Source organism: Ochrobactrum sp. WV_118_8, from assembly GCF_039631535.1.
Taxonomy (GTDB): domain Bacteria; phylum Pseudomonadota; class Alphaproteobacteria; order Rhizobiales; family Rhizobiaceae; genus Brucella; species Brucella anthropi.
Genome location: NZ_JBDIUZ010000002.1, coordinates 1,162,437 through 1,180,293 on the forward strand (window position 1 = coordinate 1,162,437; position 17,857 = coordinate 1,180,293).

Genomic DNA, 17,857 nt, shown 5'->3' on the forward strand with positions numbered 1-17,857 from the left:
CTGCTATTGCAATAGGGACTGAGTACGAAGCCTAATCGTACCGTCCATACACCGGTCAGTTACGGTCGAGGAAGCATCCATCTGGATGAAAATAATCGAAGCTTCCGTTCCAAATCGCACTTCGCTTCGATGAGAATATCGGCTCACAACCAAGTCGATTTATAATTTACAATTATCTTCCATATACCATAATATCTATCATTAAATTACTTTGATAATCAAAATAGTTTTGAATGTAATATTATCTTATTTAACTATGATAAAATATTCGCCCATACTTCTGCTATATTCAGTAGGAGGACATGCGATGCCGAAGATCGTTGGAACCAATGATGCCGATACTATAGTTGGCACGGAAGAGAATGACCGCATCTGGGCCCTTGCGGGAAATGACATCGTCGACGGAGGTCTTGGTAGCGATATCATCGACGGCGGTGCGGGCGATGACGTCCTGACAACAACATGGCGCAATGTGCCGGAGTTCGATGAATTAAACGGCGCCAGCGGCAACGACCGCCTCATATTCAATTTTTCGGGCGGTGCGGCAAGAGGTGGTGAAGGGGTTGATACGCTCGTTACCGATTTATCCAATCGTTCAGACTCAGTTGCGTTTAACGCAATGCAGGGACATGCCTATTGGGGAGATGGCAGCTCAAGCTTTGATCACCTCTACTTCACCGATCTGGAACGCCTCAACCTCAAGACCGGCGCGGGCAATGATACTATAGATGCTACGGGCTTCCAGTTTGCCAACATACATGCAGGCGCGGGCAATGATTATGTGCGAGGCGGTACTGGCAACGACCAGATAACCGGTGGAGCGGGCCACGACAATCTACTGGGCGGGGATGGTGACGACCAGATCAAGGGCGGCAGCGGTGATGATGTGATCGACGGCGGTAATGGCAATGACACGCTGTCCGGTAATGATGGCAACGATAAGCTCAGCGGCGGCAGGGGAAACGATACCCTGATGGGCGACGAAGGTAACGACACGCTGAATGGAGGAGATGGCAATGACCGTCTCTACGGCGGAGCTGGAACCGACATATTATTGGGTGGAGCAGGCGACGACTATTTACAGAACACGGACACGGACGGCGATATCTTGTTTGGAGGCGACGGAAACGACTACTTCACCGCAGGATCAATAGACAGTGGCTATAGTGGCTATTGGTTTGAAATGCACGGCGGTGCCGGAAACGACACGTTTTCGATCTATTCGGATGGAGGACTTGGCACCATTGATGGAGGCGACGGTATTGATACATTGGCCGTCACTTTCGACGATGTGGCAGCCGGTTTCAAGTTCGACGCCGCCGACTATACCTCGACCGAGGTGTTCAACATCAGTGTCATCTCCGCCTATCAGGGTGCTCAGGTATTCGGCGGAAACGGCGATGACCGCATCGTCAGCATCGAGAGTTATCGTGAAGGTTTGAGTGGGAACGATACCTATAATGGTCGCGGGGGCAACGACGTGATCCATGGAGCGTTTGGGCTGGACAGCCTTCTCGGTGGCGAGGGCGATGATAAACTGTACGGTGGCGCAAGCTCTGACCGGTTATTGGGCGGAACCGGTGCAGACACTCTCAGCGGTGGAACTGAAGCCGATACATTCATTTGGGACAATGCATCACTGCAATCCAACGATATTGATCACGTCACCGACTTTGATGTCCAAGGTGGCGATGTGCTTTTGTTCCGGGATACTGAGGTCATAACTGATTTCGCCAGCTTCGTCGCGGCGTCAGTTGATACACCAGACGGTGTTTTCGTCAGCATCGATGGCGCAACGAATGGGATTGTAATTGAAGGTGTCTTGCTGAGCGAGTTGACGTCCGACGACGTTTTGTTCAGCTGAATTGAACTGGCATTGTGCCGTCCGGCATATGTTTCATCACCAGCGTCAATCCAATAAAGTGGACTGACGCTGGTGGTGACCATTTAAAGATGGTCGCGCGGAATAGTCTGGTTCCATTCGCGGATTTTGACCGTCTCGCCATTTTCCTTCGCCGTCAGTACGCCGGAAATGTAGAAACTCTCAGCATCTGAATGCATCTTCGTGATGCTTTTGATGTCGATCATCCAGCCTTCACGACCCATCTGATAGGCCTGTGTCAGCACATAGGATGCCGACAGCGGGTCATTGTCATTGACGCGCAGCTCGCGCTTGAGACTGTGGCTCAACTGTGTGTCGAGATCGTCAAAGCGCAAGATACCTTCGCCGAACAGACCGCCGATGCCTTCCGTCACATAGAGCGTTTCGCCGGTGACGTGATCCTGTTCGGTCCAGCGGCGTACGCTGCCCGGATCAAGCTGGGTCATCGGTGTTGCCGGGCCATGCGCTGGCTTCTGGAAGCAAACCTTCGCATCGTCAGCAGACGGCAGGCGCACGGGCAGATCGAGAACCGATGTGGCGGTGTCGAGCGTCAGCATCACGCGCTTTGGCGATGGCCAGACCATCGGCCAGTAACCCGTTGCAACCGAAAGACGGATGCGATGGCCCTTCTTGAAGCTATAGCCACTATCGTTGAGCTTGATCGCGATTTCATAGGTCTTGCCCGGCACCAGCATTTCCGGCTTGTCATGGCCGTTGATGTGGTTGAGGTTGAAGACCTGATAGCTGACGCGAGTGATGCGGCCATCCGGCAGAACGTCGCTCAGGCGCAGCGAAACCTGTGCAACCGGTTGATCAACGGTAAATGTCAGGCGAGCAACCGGCGCACCCAGAATTTCAAGATCTTCGGTCAGGACGGGTGTGTCGAAGTTGAGCGAGCCGCCATCGTCAAGACGCTGATCGGTCGGGTGTTCGCCGGGGCAACCCGTTGCCATCCATTCGCCGCCAGCCTTACCGTGGCTGTTTGGCGAGGAAATCGAAAGCACAGCCTTGGCGGCATCGGCCTTGCCCAGCGTGAAATCTGCACCAAGCGCGAAGGACTTAGGCGTGATTTCCGTCGACGGCCAGTTCTGTTCGCCAACCCAGCGTCCATTGGTGAAGTAGCGGGAGCCAGTCGGCTCGATGGTGTCGCAGACATAGGCGCGCAGCTTCGGCTCGTCCATGATGCCGGTGTCTTTGCCCTTGAGCCACTGGTCCCACCAGCGCACTGCTTCCTGCAGGAAGCCGATTGCCGGACCCGGCAGGCCGTCCTGCGGATAGACGTGACCCCAAGGGCCGATAATGCCGCGCGCAGGAACCTGCAGGTTTTCGAGCAGGCGCGGAACAGCATTGGTGTAACTGTCGGCCCATGCGCCAATGGCGAGAACCGGGCACTGGATTGCTGACCAGTCTTCGCAGACCGAGCCATGCTTCCAGTATTCATCGTAATGCTGGTGTTCAAGCCAGAGCGCCGGGAAGAATGGCAGGCGTTCCAGACGTTCAATCCATGCATCGCGCCAACCGGCACCCACAATCGCCGGATCGAGCGGACGCGACTGATAGGCGAGCATGATGGTGCCCCACCAGAGATTATCATTGAGCAGCAGGCCGCCCATGTAGTGGATGTCGTCGCGGAAACGGTCGTCGGTCGAATAGGCGGTGATGATCGCCTTCAATGCTGGTGGACGGCAGGCTGCGACCTGAAGGCCGTTGAAGCCCCCCCAGCTCTTGCCCATCATGCCGACATTGCCGCTGCACCATGGTTGCTCAGCGATCCAGGCGATGACTTCCAGCGCGTCATCCTGTTCCTGCTGGATGTATTCGTCAGCCATATGTCCATCGGATTCGCCCGTACCACGCATGTCGACACGGATCGCGGCATAGCCGTTCTGTGCGAAATAGCCATGCATTGGCTCATCGCGGCCACGGGTGCCATCACGCTTGCGGTATGGAATATATTCGAGCACGGCAGGAACGGGATTTGCCTCAGCGCCTTCAGGCAGCCACAGGCGCGCGCCAAGACGGGTGCCATCTTTCAGAGTGATCCACAGGTGCTCGGTGATATTGACGGTCATGATCGGTTCCAATTTCAATAAAGAGGAGCCGGTGCGGCATTAGCGCCGCATCGGTAGTTTAGCTGGCGGCGCGAGCCTTGAGTATGTCGTCCAGCCAGTCGCGGCGCAGCTCCGGAACGGATGTGATGAGCTGCTCCGTATAGGGCTCGTAAGGCGGTTCGAAGATTGCCTTCGTGGTGCCGGTTTCGACCACCTTGCCCTTCTGCATCACCATGGTGCGGTCGGCGAGCCGACGGACGACGCCAAGGTCGTGGGTGATGAAGAGATATGACACGTGCAATTCGTCCTGCAACTTGCGCAGAAGTCTGAGAATTTCCTCAGCCACGAGCGGGTCAAGCGCCGAGGTGACTTCATCGCAGATGATAAGATCAGGCTTTGCTGCCAGCGCGCGGGCGATACACACGCGTTGTTTCTGTCCGCCTGAAAGTGCGCCCGGAAGGCGGTTCGCAAAGTCGGCAGGCAGGCCGATCAGTTCAAGCAGACGCTGGACCTCGATCTCGCGCAGGTCCTCATTCATGCCGAAATAGAACTTCATCGGACGACCGATGATCTCACCAACGGTCTGGCGTGGGTTCAATGCCACGTCCGGAAGCTGGTAAACCAGCTGAATGCGGCGCAGTTCTTCGCGCGAGCGCTTTTTGTAGTTCGCTTCCAGCCGCTGCCCGGCAAGCGTGATGATACCGCTTGAGTGTGGCGGCAGGCCTGCAATAATGCGCGCAAGCGTTGATTTTCCGGAACCGGATTCACCCACGACCGCAAGCGTTTCGCTGCGACGGATGTAGCAACCCACATCGGTCAGGACGAGCTTCTTGCCGTAATAGGCGGTTGCGTTTTTCACTTCGAGCAGGATTTCGCCGGTCTTGTGTTCGGCCTGTTCGCCCGAAATGCTCGATTCACGCTCAGACACCAGACGCTGGGTATAGTCCTGCTTTGGCGCTTCGAGAATTTCTTCTGCAGAACCAAGCTCGACCATTTTGCCGTGACGCAGAACCATGATGCGGTCGGCAATTTGGGCCACGACTGCAAGGTCATGCGTGATGTAAAGAGCGGCAGTGTTGTAACGCTGGATCAGGCTGCGCAGGAGTGCCAGCACTTCGATCTGGGTCGTGACGTCCAGCGCGGTTGTCGGCTCGTCCAGCACCAGAATATCCGGGCGGCAGGACATGGCCATGGCGACCATGGCACGCTGCAACTGACCACCGGAAACCTGATGCGGATAGCGATCACCAAAAGTGTCGGCATCCGGAAGCTGCAATGTATGCAGCAGTTCCAGCATCCATGCCTTGGCTTCTGCCTTGGTCATCAGGCCATGATAGAGCGGGCCTTCCATGATCTGATCGCCAATGCGGTGCGCCGGATTAAACGACGCCGCCGCACTTTGTGCCACATAGGCGATGCGTGCGCCGCGCGCCTTTTCACGGGTCTCGCGGGTGCCATCCATCAGCGAAATATCGTCAACGACAACTGTGCCTTCAGCGATCCTGCAGCCGCCACGGCCATAGCCCATCGCGGCAAGGCCAATGGTGGATTTGCCTGCGCCGGACTCGCCAATAAGGCCAAGCACTTCGCCACGCTTCAGCGTCACATCGACATGATCGACAAGCGTTGCGTCATTGGGTGCTTTGACGACGAGGTCGGAGATTGAAAGAACGATATCCTTGCTCATCGATCAGCTCCCTGCGTGGTCGTGCGTCCGGCCAAAAGCCAGTCAACGACGAGGTTGACGCCAACGGTGAGGATGGCGATTGCAGCCGCCGGAAAAAGCGGTGCGTAGAGGCCGTAGAGAATAGCCTGCTGGTTGTCCTTCACCATGCCGCCCCAGTCCGCGAATGGCGGCTGAATGCCAAGGCCAAGGAACGACAGACCGGCCACGAAAAGGAAGGTGAAGCAAAAACGCAGGCCGAATTCCGCAATCAGCGGCGGCAGCGTATTCGGCAGGATTTCACGCCAGATCAGCCAGCCGAGACCTTCGCCACGAAGACGGGCGGTTTCAGCATATTCCAGCACATTGACGCCCTGCGCCACGATGCGTGCTAAGCGGAACACGCGGGTGGAATCAAGCAATGCGATGGTGATGATCAGAACCGGCAGTGACGAGCCGAGCGCCTGCAGGATGACGAGCGCCGAAATGAGCACGGGAATGCACATGACGGTATCGACGATGCGCGAAAGGATCGTATCGACCCAGCCGCCGAAGATGGCTGCAAGGAAGCCGAGCGGTACTCCAACGCTGAACGACAGGAGCGACGCTGCGAGCGAGACGCCGATCGACATCTGCGCACCGAAGAGCAAGCGCGAGAGCATGTCGCGACCATTCTGATCGAGACCGAACCAGAACTGTGCCGATGGCGGATCAAACGGTGCACCAACGATTTCTTCCTGACCATAAGGCGCGATTAGCGGGCCGAACAGAAACATCAGGAGGCAGAGCGTGACGATCGCAAGACCGACCCACGCCGTCAGGGGAATAGACTTTTTCATCGGGGGTGCCTCAGACGCGGATTGAGCGCGATGGCAGCGACATCGGCGATGATATTGAGAATGACATAGGCCGCGCCAAAGACGAGGGCCGCAGCCTGCACGAGCGGAAGGTCACGCTTGGAAACGGCGTCAACCATGAAGCGGCCAAGGCCGTTATAGTTGAAAACAGCTTCGACAAGCACCACACCGGTGATGAGGTATGCGATGTTGAACGCCACCACATTGACGATAGGCGCCGCCGCATTGGGCAACGCGTGCTTGGTCACAACGCGCTTGGTGCGAAGTCCTTTGAGATATGCCGTTTCGACATAGGCCTGATCCATCACCGACAAAACGGCCGTGCGGGTCATGCGCATCATCTGCGCGACCGTCACGAGAACCAGCGTCAGTGCGGGCAGGGCCGTGGCCTGAATCCATTCGAGGAAGGTCATGCCTTCATAGGTGTCGGCGAGGCTTGGCAGCAGGTTGAAGCGGATCGACAGGAACAGGATCAGCAACAGGCCGAGGAAATATTCGGGCAGAGAAACGAAAGCCAGCGCCACAATGTTGATAACACGGTCGAAAATACCGCCGCGTTTGACCGCGGTGACAAGGCCGAGAAGGATGGCGATTGGAACGCTGACGACCGCGGCAAAGGCTGCCAGTGCCATCGTATTCCAGAAACGTGGCCAAAGCAGTTCTGCAACCGGCTGCTGATTGGCAAGCGAGGTGCCAAGATCACCGGTCACGAAACCTGCAAGCCACGCGAAATAGCGTGCGAGGACCGGTTGATTGAGACCGAGGCTTTCGCGCAGCGTGGCAAGCGCTTCCGGCGTGGCATTCTGACCGAGAATGGCGGACGCCACATCACCCGGCAGGATCTGCGTGCCGGCGAAAATCAACGCCGACACGAGGAACAGCGTGAGGAGCCCGAGCCCCACACGCTTGAGAATTAGAACGAACATTATGCTTCCAGCCAGACTTTTTCGGCAAGGCGCGCACCCATCAGATTGAACATCGGATGCGTGGTGACGCCCTTGAGCTTCTTGGAGGTGGCGTCGAGATAGTCGCCGAACATTGGGATAAGCGCGCCGCCATCATTGCTGATCATGGCCTGCAGCTCGGCATAGATTTCCTTGCGCTTGGCCTGATCGAGCATTGCACGGGCTTCGAGCAATTTGGCGTCAAAGTCAGCGCTCTTCCAATGTGTATCGTTTTGCGAAGCGTTGGATGCATAAGCGACCGACAGGGCCTGATCAGCAGTCGGGCGACCACCACGATAAGACATGCAGAACGGTGCCTTCATCCAGACATTGTCCCAATATCCGTCGGCCGGCTCACGCTTGATATCGATCTCTATCCCTGACTTGGCTGCAGCAGTGCGGAAGATCGCGGCTGCATCGACGGCGCCAGTGAAGGCTGCGTCAGAAGCCGAAAGCTGGATTTTCAGTGAATCCATGCCAGCCTGCTTCAGATAGAACTTTGCCTTTTCCGGATCATAGGCACGCTGCGGCAGTGCAGCGTCGAAGAACGGGTCGGTGCTCGGGATCGGATTGTCGTTACCCAAGCGTCCATAGCCGCGCAAGGCTGTCTTGAGCAGTTGCTCCCGGTCGATGGCGTGCTTGACGGCAAGGCGAACATTGTTGTCGGTGAACGGCGCCTGCGTGCAGTCCATCAGGAAGGAGAAATGCTGGCCGCCAGACGACTGGACGATGTTGAGGTTCGGATTGCGCTTGAGCAGATCGACCGTCTTGAAATCAAGCTGGTTGATAGCGTGAACCTGACCGGACATCATGGCGTTGGTACGGGCCGACACATCATTGATGACGATGACTTCAACTGCATCGACCCAGGCCGTATTGGGCTTCCAGTAGCTTTCATTACGCGTGAAACGCGAACGCACGCCCGGCTGGAAACGCTCGAAGACAAAAGGACCGGTGCCGACCGGCTTGTTGAAATCGGTCCAGTCCTTGGGAACCACGAGGAAGTGATAATCGGACAGGATGTAAGGCAGATCGGCGTTGCCGCTCGTCAGCGCAATCTTGACTGTAGCGGCATCAACCTTGACGACATCGGTAAATTCCGAAGCGAGCGAACGAGCACCGGATGTGGTTTCGCCGCGATGCAGGTTGATCGAATAGATGATATCGTCAGCGTCGAGCGTCTTGCCATTGTGGAAGGTCACGCCCTGACGAACCTTGAAGGTCCATTCCTTGGCGTCGGCAGACGGTTCCCAGCTTTCAAACAGCTCAGGCACAGCCTTGTTGTTGGCGTCGATTTCGACAAGGCCGTTCATCAGCATGTAAGCCTGATTGACCGGAACCCAATCCTTCAGCAGGCGCGGATCGAAATTGTCTGTGGTAGAGCCGCCTCCAATGCCGAGCTTGAGCACTCCGCCTTTCTTTGGTGTGCCATCACCTTCTGCGGCCATTGCAGAATTGATAAGGCCACTCATGCCACTTGCCGCAACAAGGCCAAAGCCGGCTGCGCCCGACATGAAAGAGCGGCGTGTCAATTGAAACTGGCTTTTTTGCTCAGGCATTCTGTACCCCTGTGTTTAAGTCATAGCTTATTGGCTTTTGCGGGTGGGGTAGCTCACCGGACCCCTTATTTTCAAGGGTTGATGTCGAATTTCTGGGTATGACTTTTATGCATACCCCCATGCGAAATGTGTGTCTTGGCATTTGCGCGAACAGGAATAAAGGAGCGTTCAACAGTGATGGCAGGGGTGCTTTTCGTTCAGGAAAGCAATCCCCGCTTTTTCAGATTTTGATGATCCTGGAGATCGAAAATGGGTTTGCCGGATGTGATCGGCTTGGTGGGCGCGTTCTTTTACCTTCTGGGCTATGCGCTGATTCAATTGCGTATTTTTTCCGTCGATGATCCGGTCATTCCGTTGCTGAATGTTTTGGGCGGGGTCGCGCTGATCTATTCGCTTGCCTGGAATTTCAACCTCGGCTCCTTCATCTCACAGGTTGCCTGGCTGATAATCACCGTTATCGGATACATCCGTTTCCGCATGGTTGCGCGTCGCCGCGTCGCTCTTCCGCAGGAATGATATGTTTAACAGATCCGATCATCTTTATGTGATTGGATCTGTTCCATTGCTTGCTATCAGCCAGTCGGACACTTCCCGCACGATTTTGCGCTGGTGACGATCAGCTGGTCGCATGAGATAGAAATAGGCGTCCGACCGCATCATGTGGCTGTGCGCCGGGACCAATGTTCCGCTCGCAAGCTGCTCCTTGATAAGCCAAGTCCAGCCAAGCGTGATACCGATGCCCTGCGTTGCGGCGGCAACACAAAGACCATAGTCACCGAGCCGCCATTCCAGTGCACCGGCTGGACGAGAAAGTCTGGCATCATGCCACCATTCCGGCCAACCCTGCCACTCGCGCATTGTATCTTCGATGGCGAGCAGAACCGGTGCCTCCTGTTCCATGATGCCGGGCCCGCCTGGCGCTGAGACGGGTACGACTTCCTCCCGGCCCAGCACGGTCAGATTGACCCCGATAGGCCGCTCCTTGCGATAGAATAGCGCAAGATCAAACTCGTCCAGGCGCAGATGTGCCACGTCATCCGTTACACGCAACCGGATTTCGATTCCGGGAATTTCCGCCTTCAGCCTGCCTATTCGCGATAGGAACCACTGGTCGGCAATCCCGCGTGAACAGGCGATCGTGATTTGTCGCGGCCCAATCCATGCCCGCAAGCCGTCTGTGACAGCGCTCAGATCGCCCAGAAGTCGGCTTACCTCCGAGGCATAGCTCTCCCCGATAGCAGTCAACTGCACGCCGACAGGCAGACGATTGAACAGTTTCGAGCCTATGAAGGCTTCCAGCTTGCCAATCTGCCGACTGACGGCGCTTTGGGTGAGGCCGAGCTCCAAACCTGCGCGAGAGAAACTCCCGAGCCGAGCCGCACTGTCGAAAACTACCAGCGCGTTGAGCGGCGGCATGGATTGACGACCGACTGCCAAAGTTTATTTCTCCCGTTTCTCAGAAGGCATGCATCTTTTTATGGTTTAGGTTTTCTGTATCGGGTCCTTGTCAGTCAAGCCCCTCCGATGGATTATCTCGTCACGGATTTTTTGCCGATGAATGCGAGTTCTAGAAATCCAATAGAAGTCAGTCGAACTTACGCGAAAAGCGAATAGTGTCACCCACTTCTTCAATCTGCCTGGAATGATTGAAAGCCGGAATGGTTTTCAGACTAAAGGTCGATCCAATTTTACTTGGCTAGTTTTACTTGGCTAGTTTTACTTGGCTAGTTTGATTTGGCTAATTTGGTTTGGAAAGTAACCTGAGAAAAAAGCCGCCCCCGATGAGGGATGCGAGCAACCCGGCAGACATGGGCCACGGATAAGCGAGATTGCGCCCAAGCCAATCCGCAAAAACGAGCAGCAATGCGCCGAGCAGAGCGCTGGCGAGCAGGCGCATCGTCACGCTTCTGAACCCGAGCAGGGCAGCAAAATGCGGCACCATAAGACCGATGAAACTGACAGGCCCAATGGTGATCGTTGCCGCTGTTGTTCCAACACCTGCAAGAGCAAGAAGGATCGCGCGGCTTGACGAGACTTTGAGGCCAACAGCGCGCGCTGTCATATCGCCCAACGGAAAGAGGTCGAGTGGGCGCCTGAAAAGAAGAGCCGCAAGCAGAACGATAATCGCGCAGATGCAAACCAAAGCCGCGTCATTCCAGCCGATATTGCCCATTGAACCGGAAAACCAGTTCAGGAGGCCAGCCACACGCGGATTGCCGCTGGCAAGAAGCAGGATCATCAGCGCGTGGAACATGCTTCCCAAGCCTACGCCGACAAGAAGAACACGCTCTGGCTGGAACGCCATACGCCAGCCGATCCCGGCAATGGCGCTGAGCACCACCAAAGCGCCAATGGAGGCCACAACAAGCTTGGAAAAGCCACCCGCATCGCCAATGAAGAGCACTGCGATTGCAAGCCCGAAGCCCGCGCCATAACCAATGCCAAGCAAGTCGGGACTGGCCATCGGGTTTCGGAGCGTACCCTGTAGAACAAGGCCCGCAACCGCAAGACATATGCCTGCGCCGGCCGCCGTAAAAATACGTGGCACACGCCACCATGTTACGGCCTCTGGTGCGCCAAGGCTCCAGCCTTCAGGTGTTTTCGACACCAGCGCCGATATGATCATGCAAAGGGCAAGAGCGCATGAAAGCGCTAAAAGCAGGTGCAGCGGTTTCTTGATCTGCTCTCTCGCCGGGGTGATTGCCTGCGTTGAAGACACAGCAGGCAGACGAACGCGGCTTGCCAGAATGACAAGAATTGGTCCTGTGAAAAGGCCTGCAGCGGCACCCGCGGGAATGTTGCCGACGAAAGGCGCTATGGCCCGCAGCAGCTGATCGATACCGACCAGCAGCAACGCACCAAGCAAGGCCGACCATAAGAGCCTGCGCCCATCCTGTCCGGGTGCAAAAGTGCGTGCAAGATTTGGTGCGGCAAGTCCGATCATACCAATCAGTCCAAGACTGCTGGTGATAACCGCAGCCATCGCCGCTGCGGCAGCAAGCAGAACCAGCCGCATCATTGCTGGCGAAATACCGAGTCCCTTTGCCTGATTATCGCCAAGCGAAAGAAGATTGAGCGGCCGTTGCAGGATGAAGATAAGCGCTGCAAGCGGCAGGAGACGCGGGAGAAGATAAAGGCAGACTTCCCAGCCACCTTGCTGCAGGGAACCTGCCTGCCAGGTCAGCAGGTTGATGAGGTAATCATGATTGAAGAGTACGAGCAGGCTGAAGATTGCATTGCAATAAAGCCCGACCATCAAGCCGGCCAGCACGACAGTTGTCGATGAAAACCGTCCGCGAGAGGCGATAAACAGCGAAAGGCTGAGTGCCAGTCCAGCACCGATGAGCGCGATGGCTTCGTTGCCCGCCATCCATAGGCCGGGTGCGAAAACCAGCGTGAAAGCCAGTGCAATCTGCGCGCCGGAGGCAACACCAAGAAGTCCGGGTTCAGCCAGCGGATTGCGCAGAACGGTTTGAAACACTGCGCCGCCAAGCCCGAGCGCACCACCCACAAGCAGGCCAACCGCAAGACGCGGCAGAAAGCTGTAATAACCGATCACATGGCGTGGATCGTCCAGATTGGGAGCTGCCACGATGCGCAGCCATTCCGAAGGCGCAGCAATGCTGAAAAAGCCCTGAACAATGAGCAACAATACAAATGCGACCGACAAACCCAGCATTGCCCAGCGCAGCGGGGAAGCTCGCGTGCGGCCGTGGGTTACTTCAACGCTGCTCACGCCATGTTCTCCAATGCCGAGGCGATGAGATCCGCCAGATGGGCCGCAGAAGGTACACCGCCAAAAGGATGGAATTGATTGAGCCATGCCACGCGCCCGTCGCGCACTGGTCGGAGCAGTTTCCACATCGTGTTCTGTTGTAAGGAGCGTTCGGTCTGAACCCGCTGCGAAGGAATATCCACGACGAGAAACGCCGCATCAGCGCTTTCCATCAGCCGATCAAGTCCGACACGCGCCATGCCGGTTCCATTGACCGGGCCTTCCCAGACATTGGAAAGTCCGAGTTTTCGCAACACGGCATCGGGAAGCGTGCCTTCGCCATACATGGTCATTTCACGCCCGCCGATATCAGGCAGCATGATACCCACCGCATAATCATGCTTCGAGACAGTCTCGCGCGCCTTTGCAAAACGGCTTTCCGCGTCCTCAACCACAGAAGACGGCACGGAAGGCGAAACACCGCATAAGTCCGCGACGCGGTTCAGTATCTCGATCGCCAGCCGGTATCGTTCGACATTCGGCGTTGTGATGCTCGGCACCAGCTCGACACGCGCAACATCCGCGATGCGCGGCGTCATCACGAGATTATAGTCCGTTGCGATCACAAAATCGGGCTTCAGCGCTGCAAGGGCTTCAAGATTGATCTCCCAGAACGGCCCGACATCAACGACCGTTTCCGGTAAAACCGGTGCCGCCATGCGCTGACGATAGAACGCTGTATCGGAAAGCCCTACGGGAACAATACCGAATGAAAGCATGGCTTCTGCCGCTGCCCAGTCGATCGCCACCACACGTGGAGGAGATGCGGCGGCGGCTCTGAAACCAAAGCCAGAAAGCCCCGCGCAAAGCGCGAGGCCCGAACCGAACATTATCTGGCGACGTGTCAGCAAAACGCTCGCCTCAGAAACTGACCTTCACACGGCCTATGACCGAGCGGCGATCGCCTTCATAGCAGCTGAACGCATCCTCGCAGGTGGTGAAATACTTCTTGTCAAACAGGTTTGTGGCATTCACCTGGAAGGTCATGTCCTTGTACTTGTAGCTCACACCGGCATCGACGAGTGTTCGGCCATCGACCTTGATCGTATTGGCTTTGTCGCCATAGCTTGCACCCACATAACGCACGCCGCTACCAAGGCTGAGGCCTTCAAGCATGCCGCTGTTGAACGTGTAATTGAGCCATGCCGAAGCCTGGTGTTCCGGCACCATCGTCACCTGCTTGCCGATAAACGCCGCAGCATCTTCGGTGATTTCCGCCTTGGTATAGGTGTAGGAACCGACGAAATCCCAGCCATAGCTCAGATCGACCTTGCCTTCGAGTTCCAGCCCGCGCGAATGCACCTCGCCCGTCGCCTGTGGCCCATCGATATAGCTGTAGGAAACGACATTCGATTTCACGATGTCGAACCACGCCAGCGTGAACAGCGCGTCGATTTCCTTTGGCTGATATTTTACGCCGACTTCCCACTGACGGCCTTCCGACGGATCGAAAGTGTTGCCGCTGTTATCCGCGCCGAGATTGGGCACAAAGGATTCCGAATAGCTGACATAGGGCGCGATGCCCCATGGCGTCACATAGGTGATACCCGCGCGACCGCTGAATTTCCCAATGCTCTGATCTGTATCACTGGAATCGAGACGATTATGGCTGTTGAGGTCCAGCCAGTCATAGCGCCCGCCCAAAGTGACAATCCAGTTGTCGTTGAACTTGATCTGATCCTGCGCATAAAGCCCGGTCTGATTGTATTTCTGGCGATAGCTTTGCGTTACCGTCGTCGGAACAGAAATCGGAATACCATAAGACGGATTGAACGGGTTCAGCGTTGGGGCCGGATCACGATACTGCGTCACATCGGAATCCGAATAGGAGTAATCAAGGCCGAACAGTGCCTGATGGGAGATGTTGCCGGTTTCAAATTCCGCAATGGCCTGATTGTCGACCACCAGCCCGCTCATATTCTCATCGAAGCGACGCGCCTGACGCGTGATCCCGGTCGGCCCGAGCCCAAGCGCCAGCACATTGTCGAGCAGGAAGCTGACCTGTCCGTAGCGAAGGTTCTGCTTCACCGTCCAGGTGTCGTTGATATGATGTTCAAACTCATAGCCGATGCTGCCCTGCTTCTGGACGCTGCGGTTGAAATCAGGATCACCAACCAGAATATTGGGGTAATTCGGATAAAGGCTGCTGATCGTCGCAGGCAGCACGCTGCCGCCACTATCGTCGCGCAGCAACTGGCCCGAAACCGTCAACGACGTATCCGCATCGGGTGCCCAGGTGAGCGAAGGCGCGATCATGTAGCGATCGTCCTTGACCTCGTCGCCATTGGAATATTCGAACTGCGTGTTGCCCTTGCGAACCACGCCGACCAGACGATAGAGCAGTGTCTTGTCTTCATTGACCGGCCCGGTCAGGTCGACGCCAATCTGCTTGCGATTGAAACTGCCATATTCGACCGATGCTTCATGCGAAGCTTCAGCCTGCGGCTTCTTGGTAACGCGATTGACCAGACCGCCAGCATCGCTCTGTCCGTAAAGCGACGAAACAGGACCACGCAGCACTTCGATGGAATCCAGTTCGTACGGATCGGTACGGAAGAAGGTGTAGGAATTGGAGAGCTGACGCAGGCCGTTCTGATAGGAACTGGTCGACTGCGCGTTGAAACCGCGCATGAAAATCCAGTCATAGCCTTTTGGGTCCGGACCGTAGGTTTCAATGCTTACGCCGGGGACATAACGCAGCATTTCCGTGACGCTTTGCGCATTCTGCATCTCGATCTGCTTGCGGCTGACAACAGATACTGACTGCGGCACCTCGATAAGCGGCGTATTGGTCTTGGTGGCTCCGCCAGAGCTTTCAACGACAACGCTCCTCGACGTGTCGCTGCCACTATTGCCTTCAACGGTAATCGTATCGAGGAGCAAAGACCCATCAGGAGCAACCGCGCCAGCATCGACTGATTGCTGCGCCGATATCGTGACGGTATTGCCGCGCAAACTATATGTGAGGCCAGAACCGGAGAGAATCCGGCCTAGTGCTTCCGAACGTGTCAGCGAACCTTGTGCACCGCCGGAGTTCTTGCCGCGCACAATATTTGCGTCAAAGAACAGCTGAACGCCGGTTTTGTTTGAGTATTGCACCAGCGCTTTGGACAACGGCTGTGCTGCAATATCAAACGACGTGCGCTGCACCTGGCTGTTGGCAGCGGCTTGCGCCCAAACCGTACTTGGCGCGAATGCCGCGACCGCAACCAGCGCACTTGCCGCGAGCAGATGCGCTGACAGCCCGGTTTTAAGAAGAGCCTGAGAACCTTGGCCACGACCAGTCTGAGTTCGGCTCTTCATATCGACGCGCATAGTTTAATCCCCGATGTCTGATGCCCCTGCTTTTGGCAGGATTTTCCTGTTACTTCATGGCTGCCACGCAGCCCCTCAGAGGATTAGACACCTCGGAAACGCGATCTAATGATCGGTAGCTTAAAAAAATTTGATTTTTTTAATCCAGTTATTATCGCCGTGTAACGACGGTCACCCAGCCGGAACCGTTCAGGACCCTGACCGGCAAGGTTTCGGCAATGGTTGCAAGAGCCGCTTCGGCATCACGCGTATCAAAAATTGCCGTAACCGGCATATTGCCGATTTCTGTGTCGGTGAGGAAAATCCTGCCGCGACGATAGCGTTCCAGCTCGCTCAGTACTCGGCTGAGCGGAACGTCCTCAAAGATAATCCTGTCATTGCGCCAGGCTTCAACCGTCTGCTGGTCGGCCCGTTGCGGCAAAGCCGCTTCATCACCGCTATAAGTTATCTGCCAGCCCTCATCAAGGCGCACCGGATCGCTTTGACCAAAAGCCACTGAAACTGCATGCTCAACCACTGAAACAGTGACCGCCCGATCGATCAGTTTCACGTCAAAAGCAGTCCCGAGCGCGGTGATCGTGCCGCCATTGGCGCTAACCACAAAGGGGCGCGACGGATCGGAGGCGACCTGAAAGAACCCCTGCCCTTCATGGAGCACAAGGTTGCGCCCGTTGCCCGAAAAATCGAGGGAAAGCGCCGAATAGCTGCCAAGCTCGACAGTGCTTCCATCGGCAAGCGTAAAGCTGCGACGTTCACCGACACCCGTTTGATAAGTCGCAAACAGACCGGGACGCGACAAGAGATAAGCGCCAGGCAGAAGAACGAGAGCGGTAAGGCCACCCAGAACAACGCCGCGCCGGCCCACACGACCGTCCGATTTATGGCCCGATTGGCGGAAGCGGTCATATTCAGGCTTCACGGCATCGAAGCGTTGCCACAGCGTCTGCGCACGCTCATAGGCCACTCGATGCGCAGGGTCAGATGCAATCCAGGCTGAAAACGCACGCCGGTCATCGGCGCTGACGGTTTTGTCCTGTAACAGCACAAACCATTCCAACGCCTTCATGTAAACCGGATCGGTTTCAAACTCCTTCATGGGCGTCTTGATGTTCCCGCTTATAATTACTCTGAAAGCCGCCTGTCGAGTTCAGCCAGCGCTGACACGATCTGCGTTATAACCGTATTTCGGGAAATTCCCATACGCTCGGCAACTTCGTCATAACTCAACCCCTCGATCCGGTTGAGAACAAAGGCTTCGCGCCGACGCGGCGGAAGCTGCGCAACGGAATGTAAAAGACGATGAAGCTCGCTGCGATAAAGCACCGTCATTTCCGGCGATGGTCTCGCATCGGCAAAGCGCTCGGGCTCATCGACCTCGATTTCGACATCCGCCCTGCGGCGGGCATCGCGTAAGTGATTGAGCGCGAGATTGCGCGCAGTGCGCTTTACATAAGCAGGACCTGGCGCCTGTGCCGTATCTTCATAGCGGGAAAGCAGGTTCAGGAAGGCTTGCTGAACGACATCTTCAGCCGTGGCGGTATTTCCGACAATACGACGCACAAAAGCCCGCAGACTGATCTGCTCGCTTTCATAGAGTTCTGCCAGATCCCACAACCGGGAAGTCATTTGTTCGCGTGCTCCGAACTAAACATATGCTCCAGCATCTGCGGACGAACAGACACTCATTCACGCCATAAAGGTCCGGAAAATATCGCGCAATCACAATGATTTAGAAGAATTCCAGGCAGAGAAAACAAACATGTATCAAATACTCATCTTTTATCGTTTTAAAACATTGGCTTCGGCAGGGA

At 56.1% G+C, this 17,857-nt stretch carries 13 protein-coding genes; 2 read left to right on the forward strand and 11 right to left on the reverse strand.

Annotated features, from left to right (window positions below; genetic code table 11):
• The first annotated feature begins 307 nt into the window (after window positions 1–307).
• Window positions 308–1,864, forward strand: coding sequence for a calcium-binding protein (locus tag ABDF71_RS19470; RefSeq protein ID WP_029928601.1), 1,557 nt, complete (start codon window positions 308–310; stop codon window positions 1,862–1,864).
• An 83-nt stretch (window positions 1,865–1,947) separates the two neighbouring features.
• Here the strand turns inward: ABDF71_RS19470 and ABDF71_RS19475 are convergent, their stop codons facing one another.
• The 5 genes from ABDF71_RS19475 to ABDF71_RS19495 are packed head-to-tail and all read right to left on the reverse strand — an operon-like array spanning window position 1,948 to window position 8,956.
• A complete protein-coding gene (locus tag ABDF71_RS19475) occupies window positions 1,948–3,954 on the reverse strand; it encodes a CocE/NonD family hydrolase (protein ID WP_029928603.1) in 2,007 nt (668 codons plus the stop codon).
• Between the two features lie 58 nt (window positions 3,955–4,012).
• Entirely contained in the window at window positions 4,013–5,620 is a 1,608-nt protein-coding gene (locus tag ABDF71_RS19480) for an ABC transporter ATP-binding protein (RefSeq protein WP_029928604.1), read from the reverse strand.
• On the reverse strand, window positions 5,617–6,435 hold the full coding sequence (locus tag ABDF71_RS19485) for an ABC transporter permease (RefSeq protein ID WP_010660508.1): 819 nt from the start codon (window positions 6,433–6,435) through the stop codon (window positions 5,617–5,619). The genes ABDF71_RS19480 and ABDF71_RS19485 overlap by 4 nt, the downstream gene beginning before the upstream one ends.
• Window positions 6,432–7,379, reverse strand: coding sequence for an ABC transporter permease (locus ABDF71_RS19490; protein ID WP_010660509.1), 948 nt, complete (start codon window positions 7,377–7,379; stop codon window positions 6,432–6,434). Before ABDF71_RS19490 ends, ABDF71_RS19485 begins: the two co-directional genes overlap by 4 nt.
• Window positions 7,379–8,956, reverse strand: a complete 1,578-nt coding sequence (locus ABDF71_RS19495) for an ABC transporter substrate-binding protein (RefSeq protein WP_010660510.1) — start codon at window positions 8,954–8,956, stop codon at window positions 7,379–7,381. Before ABDF71_RS19495 ends, ABDF71_RS19490 begins: the two co-directional genes overlap by 1 nt.
• 249 nt (window positions 8,957–9,205) lie before the next feature.
• Here ABDF71_RS19495 and ABDF71_RS19500 point away from each other — a divergent pair, with 249 nt between their 5' ends.
• On the forward strand, window positions 9,206–9,472 hold the full coding sequence (locus tag ABDF71_RS19500; RefSeq protein ID WP_010660511.1) for a CBU_0592 family membrane protein: 267 nt from the start codon (window positions 9,206–9,208) through the stop codon (window positions 9,470–9,472).
• Window positions 9,473–9,496: 24 nt separating this feature from the next.
• Here ABDF71_RS19500 and ABDF71_RS19505 read toward each other — a convergent pair whose 3' ends face one another.
• The 6 genes from ABDF71_RS19505 to ABDF71_RS19530 all read right to left on the reverse strand — a co-directional run bounded on the left by ABDF71_RS19505 (window position 9,497) and on the right by ABDF71_RS19530 (window position 17,672).
• On the reverse strand, window positions 9,497–10,393 hold the full coding sequence (locus ABDF71_RS19505; RefSeq protein ID WP_081861799.1) for a LysR family transcriptional regulator: 897 nt from the start codon (window positions 10,391–10,393) through the stop codon (window positions 9,497–9,499).
• 301 nt (window positions 10,394–10,694) lie between these two features.
• On the reverse strand, window positions 10,695–12,692 hold the full coding sequence (gene fhuB / locus ABDF71_RS19510; protein WP_258124629.1) for a Fe(3+)-hydroxamate ABC transporter permease FhuB: 1,998 nt from the start codon (window positions 12,690–12,692) through the stop codon (window positions 10,695–10,697).
• Window positions 12,689–13,582, reverse strand: a complete 894-nt coding sequence (locus ABDF71_RS19515; protein WP_226622698.1) for an ABC transporter substrate-binding protein — start codon at window positions 13,580–13,582, stop codon at window positions 12,689–12,691. Before ABDF71_RS19515 ends, fhuB begins: the two co-directional genes overlap by 4 nt.
• 10 nt (window positions 13,583–13,592) lie before the next feature.
• Window positions 13,593–16,046, reverse strand: a complete 2,454-nt coding sequence (locus tag ABDF71_RS19520) for a TonB-dependent siderophore receptor (RefSeq protein WP_029928611.1) — start codon at window positions 16,044–16,046, stop codon at window positions 13,593–13,595.
• A 151-nt stretch (window positions 16,047–16,197) separates the two neighbouring features.
• On the reverse strand, window positions 16,198–17,142 hold the full coding sequence (locus tag ABDF71_RS19525) for a FecR family protein (RefSeq protein WP_029928612.1): 945 nt from the start codon (window positions 17,140–17,142) through the stop codon (window positions 16,198–16,200).
• A 26-nt stretch (window positions 17,143–17,168) separates the two neighbouring features.
• On the reverse strand, window positions 17,169–17,672 hold the full coding sequence (locus ABDF71_RS19530; protein WP_029928614.1) for an RNA polymerase sigma factor: 504 nt from the start codon (window positions 17,670–17,672) through the stop codon (window positions 17,169–17,171).
• Window positions 17,673–17,857: the final 185 nt, after the last annotated feature.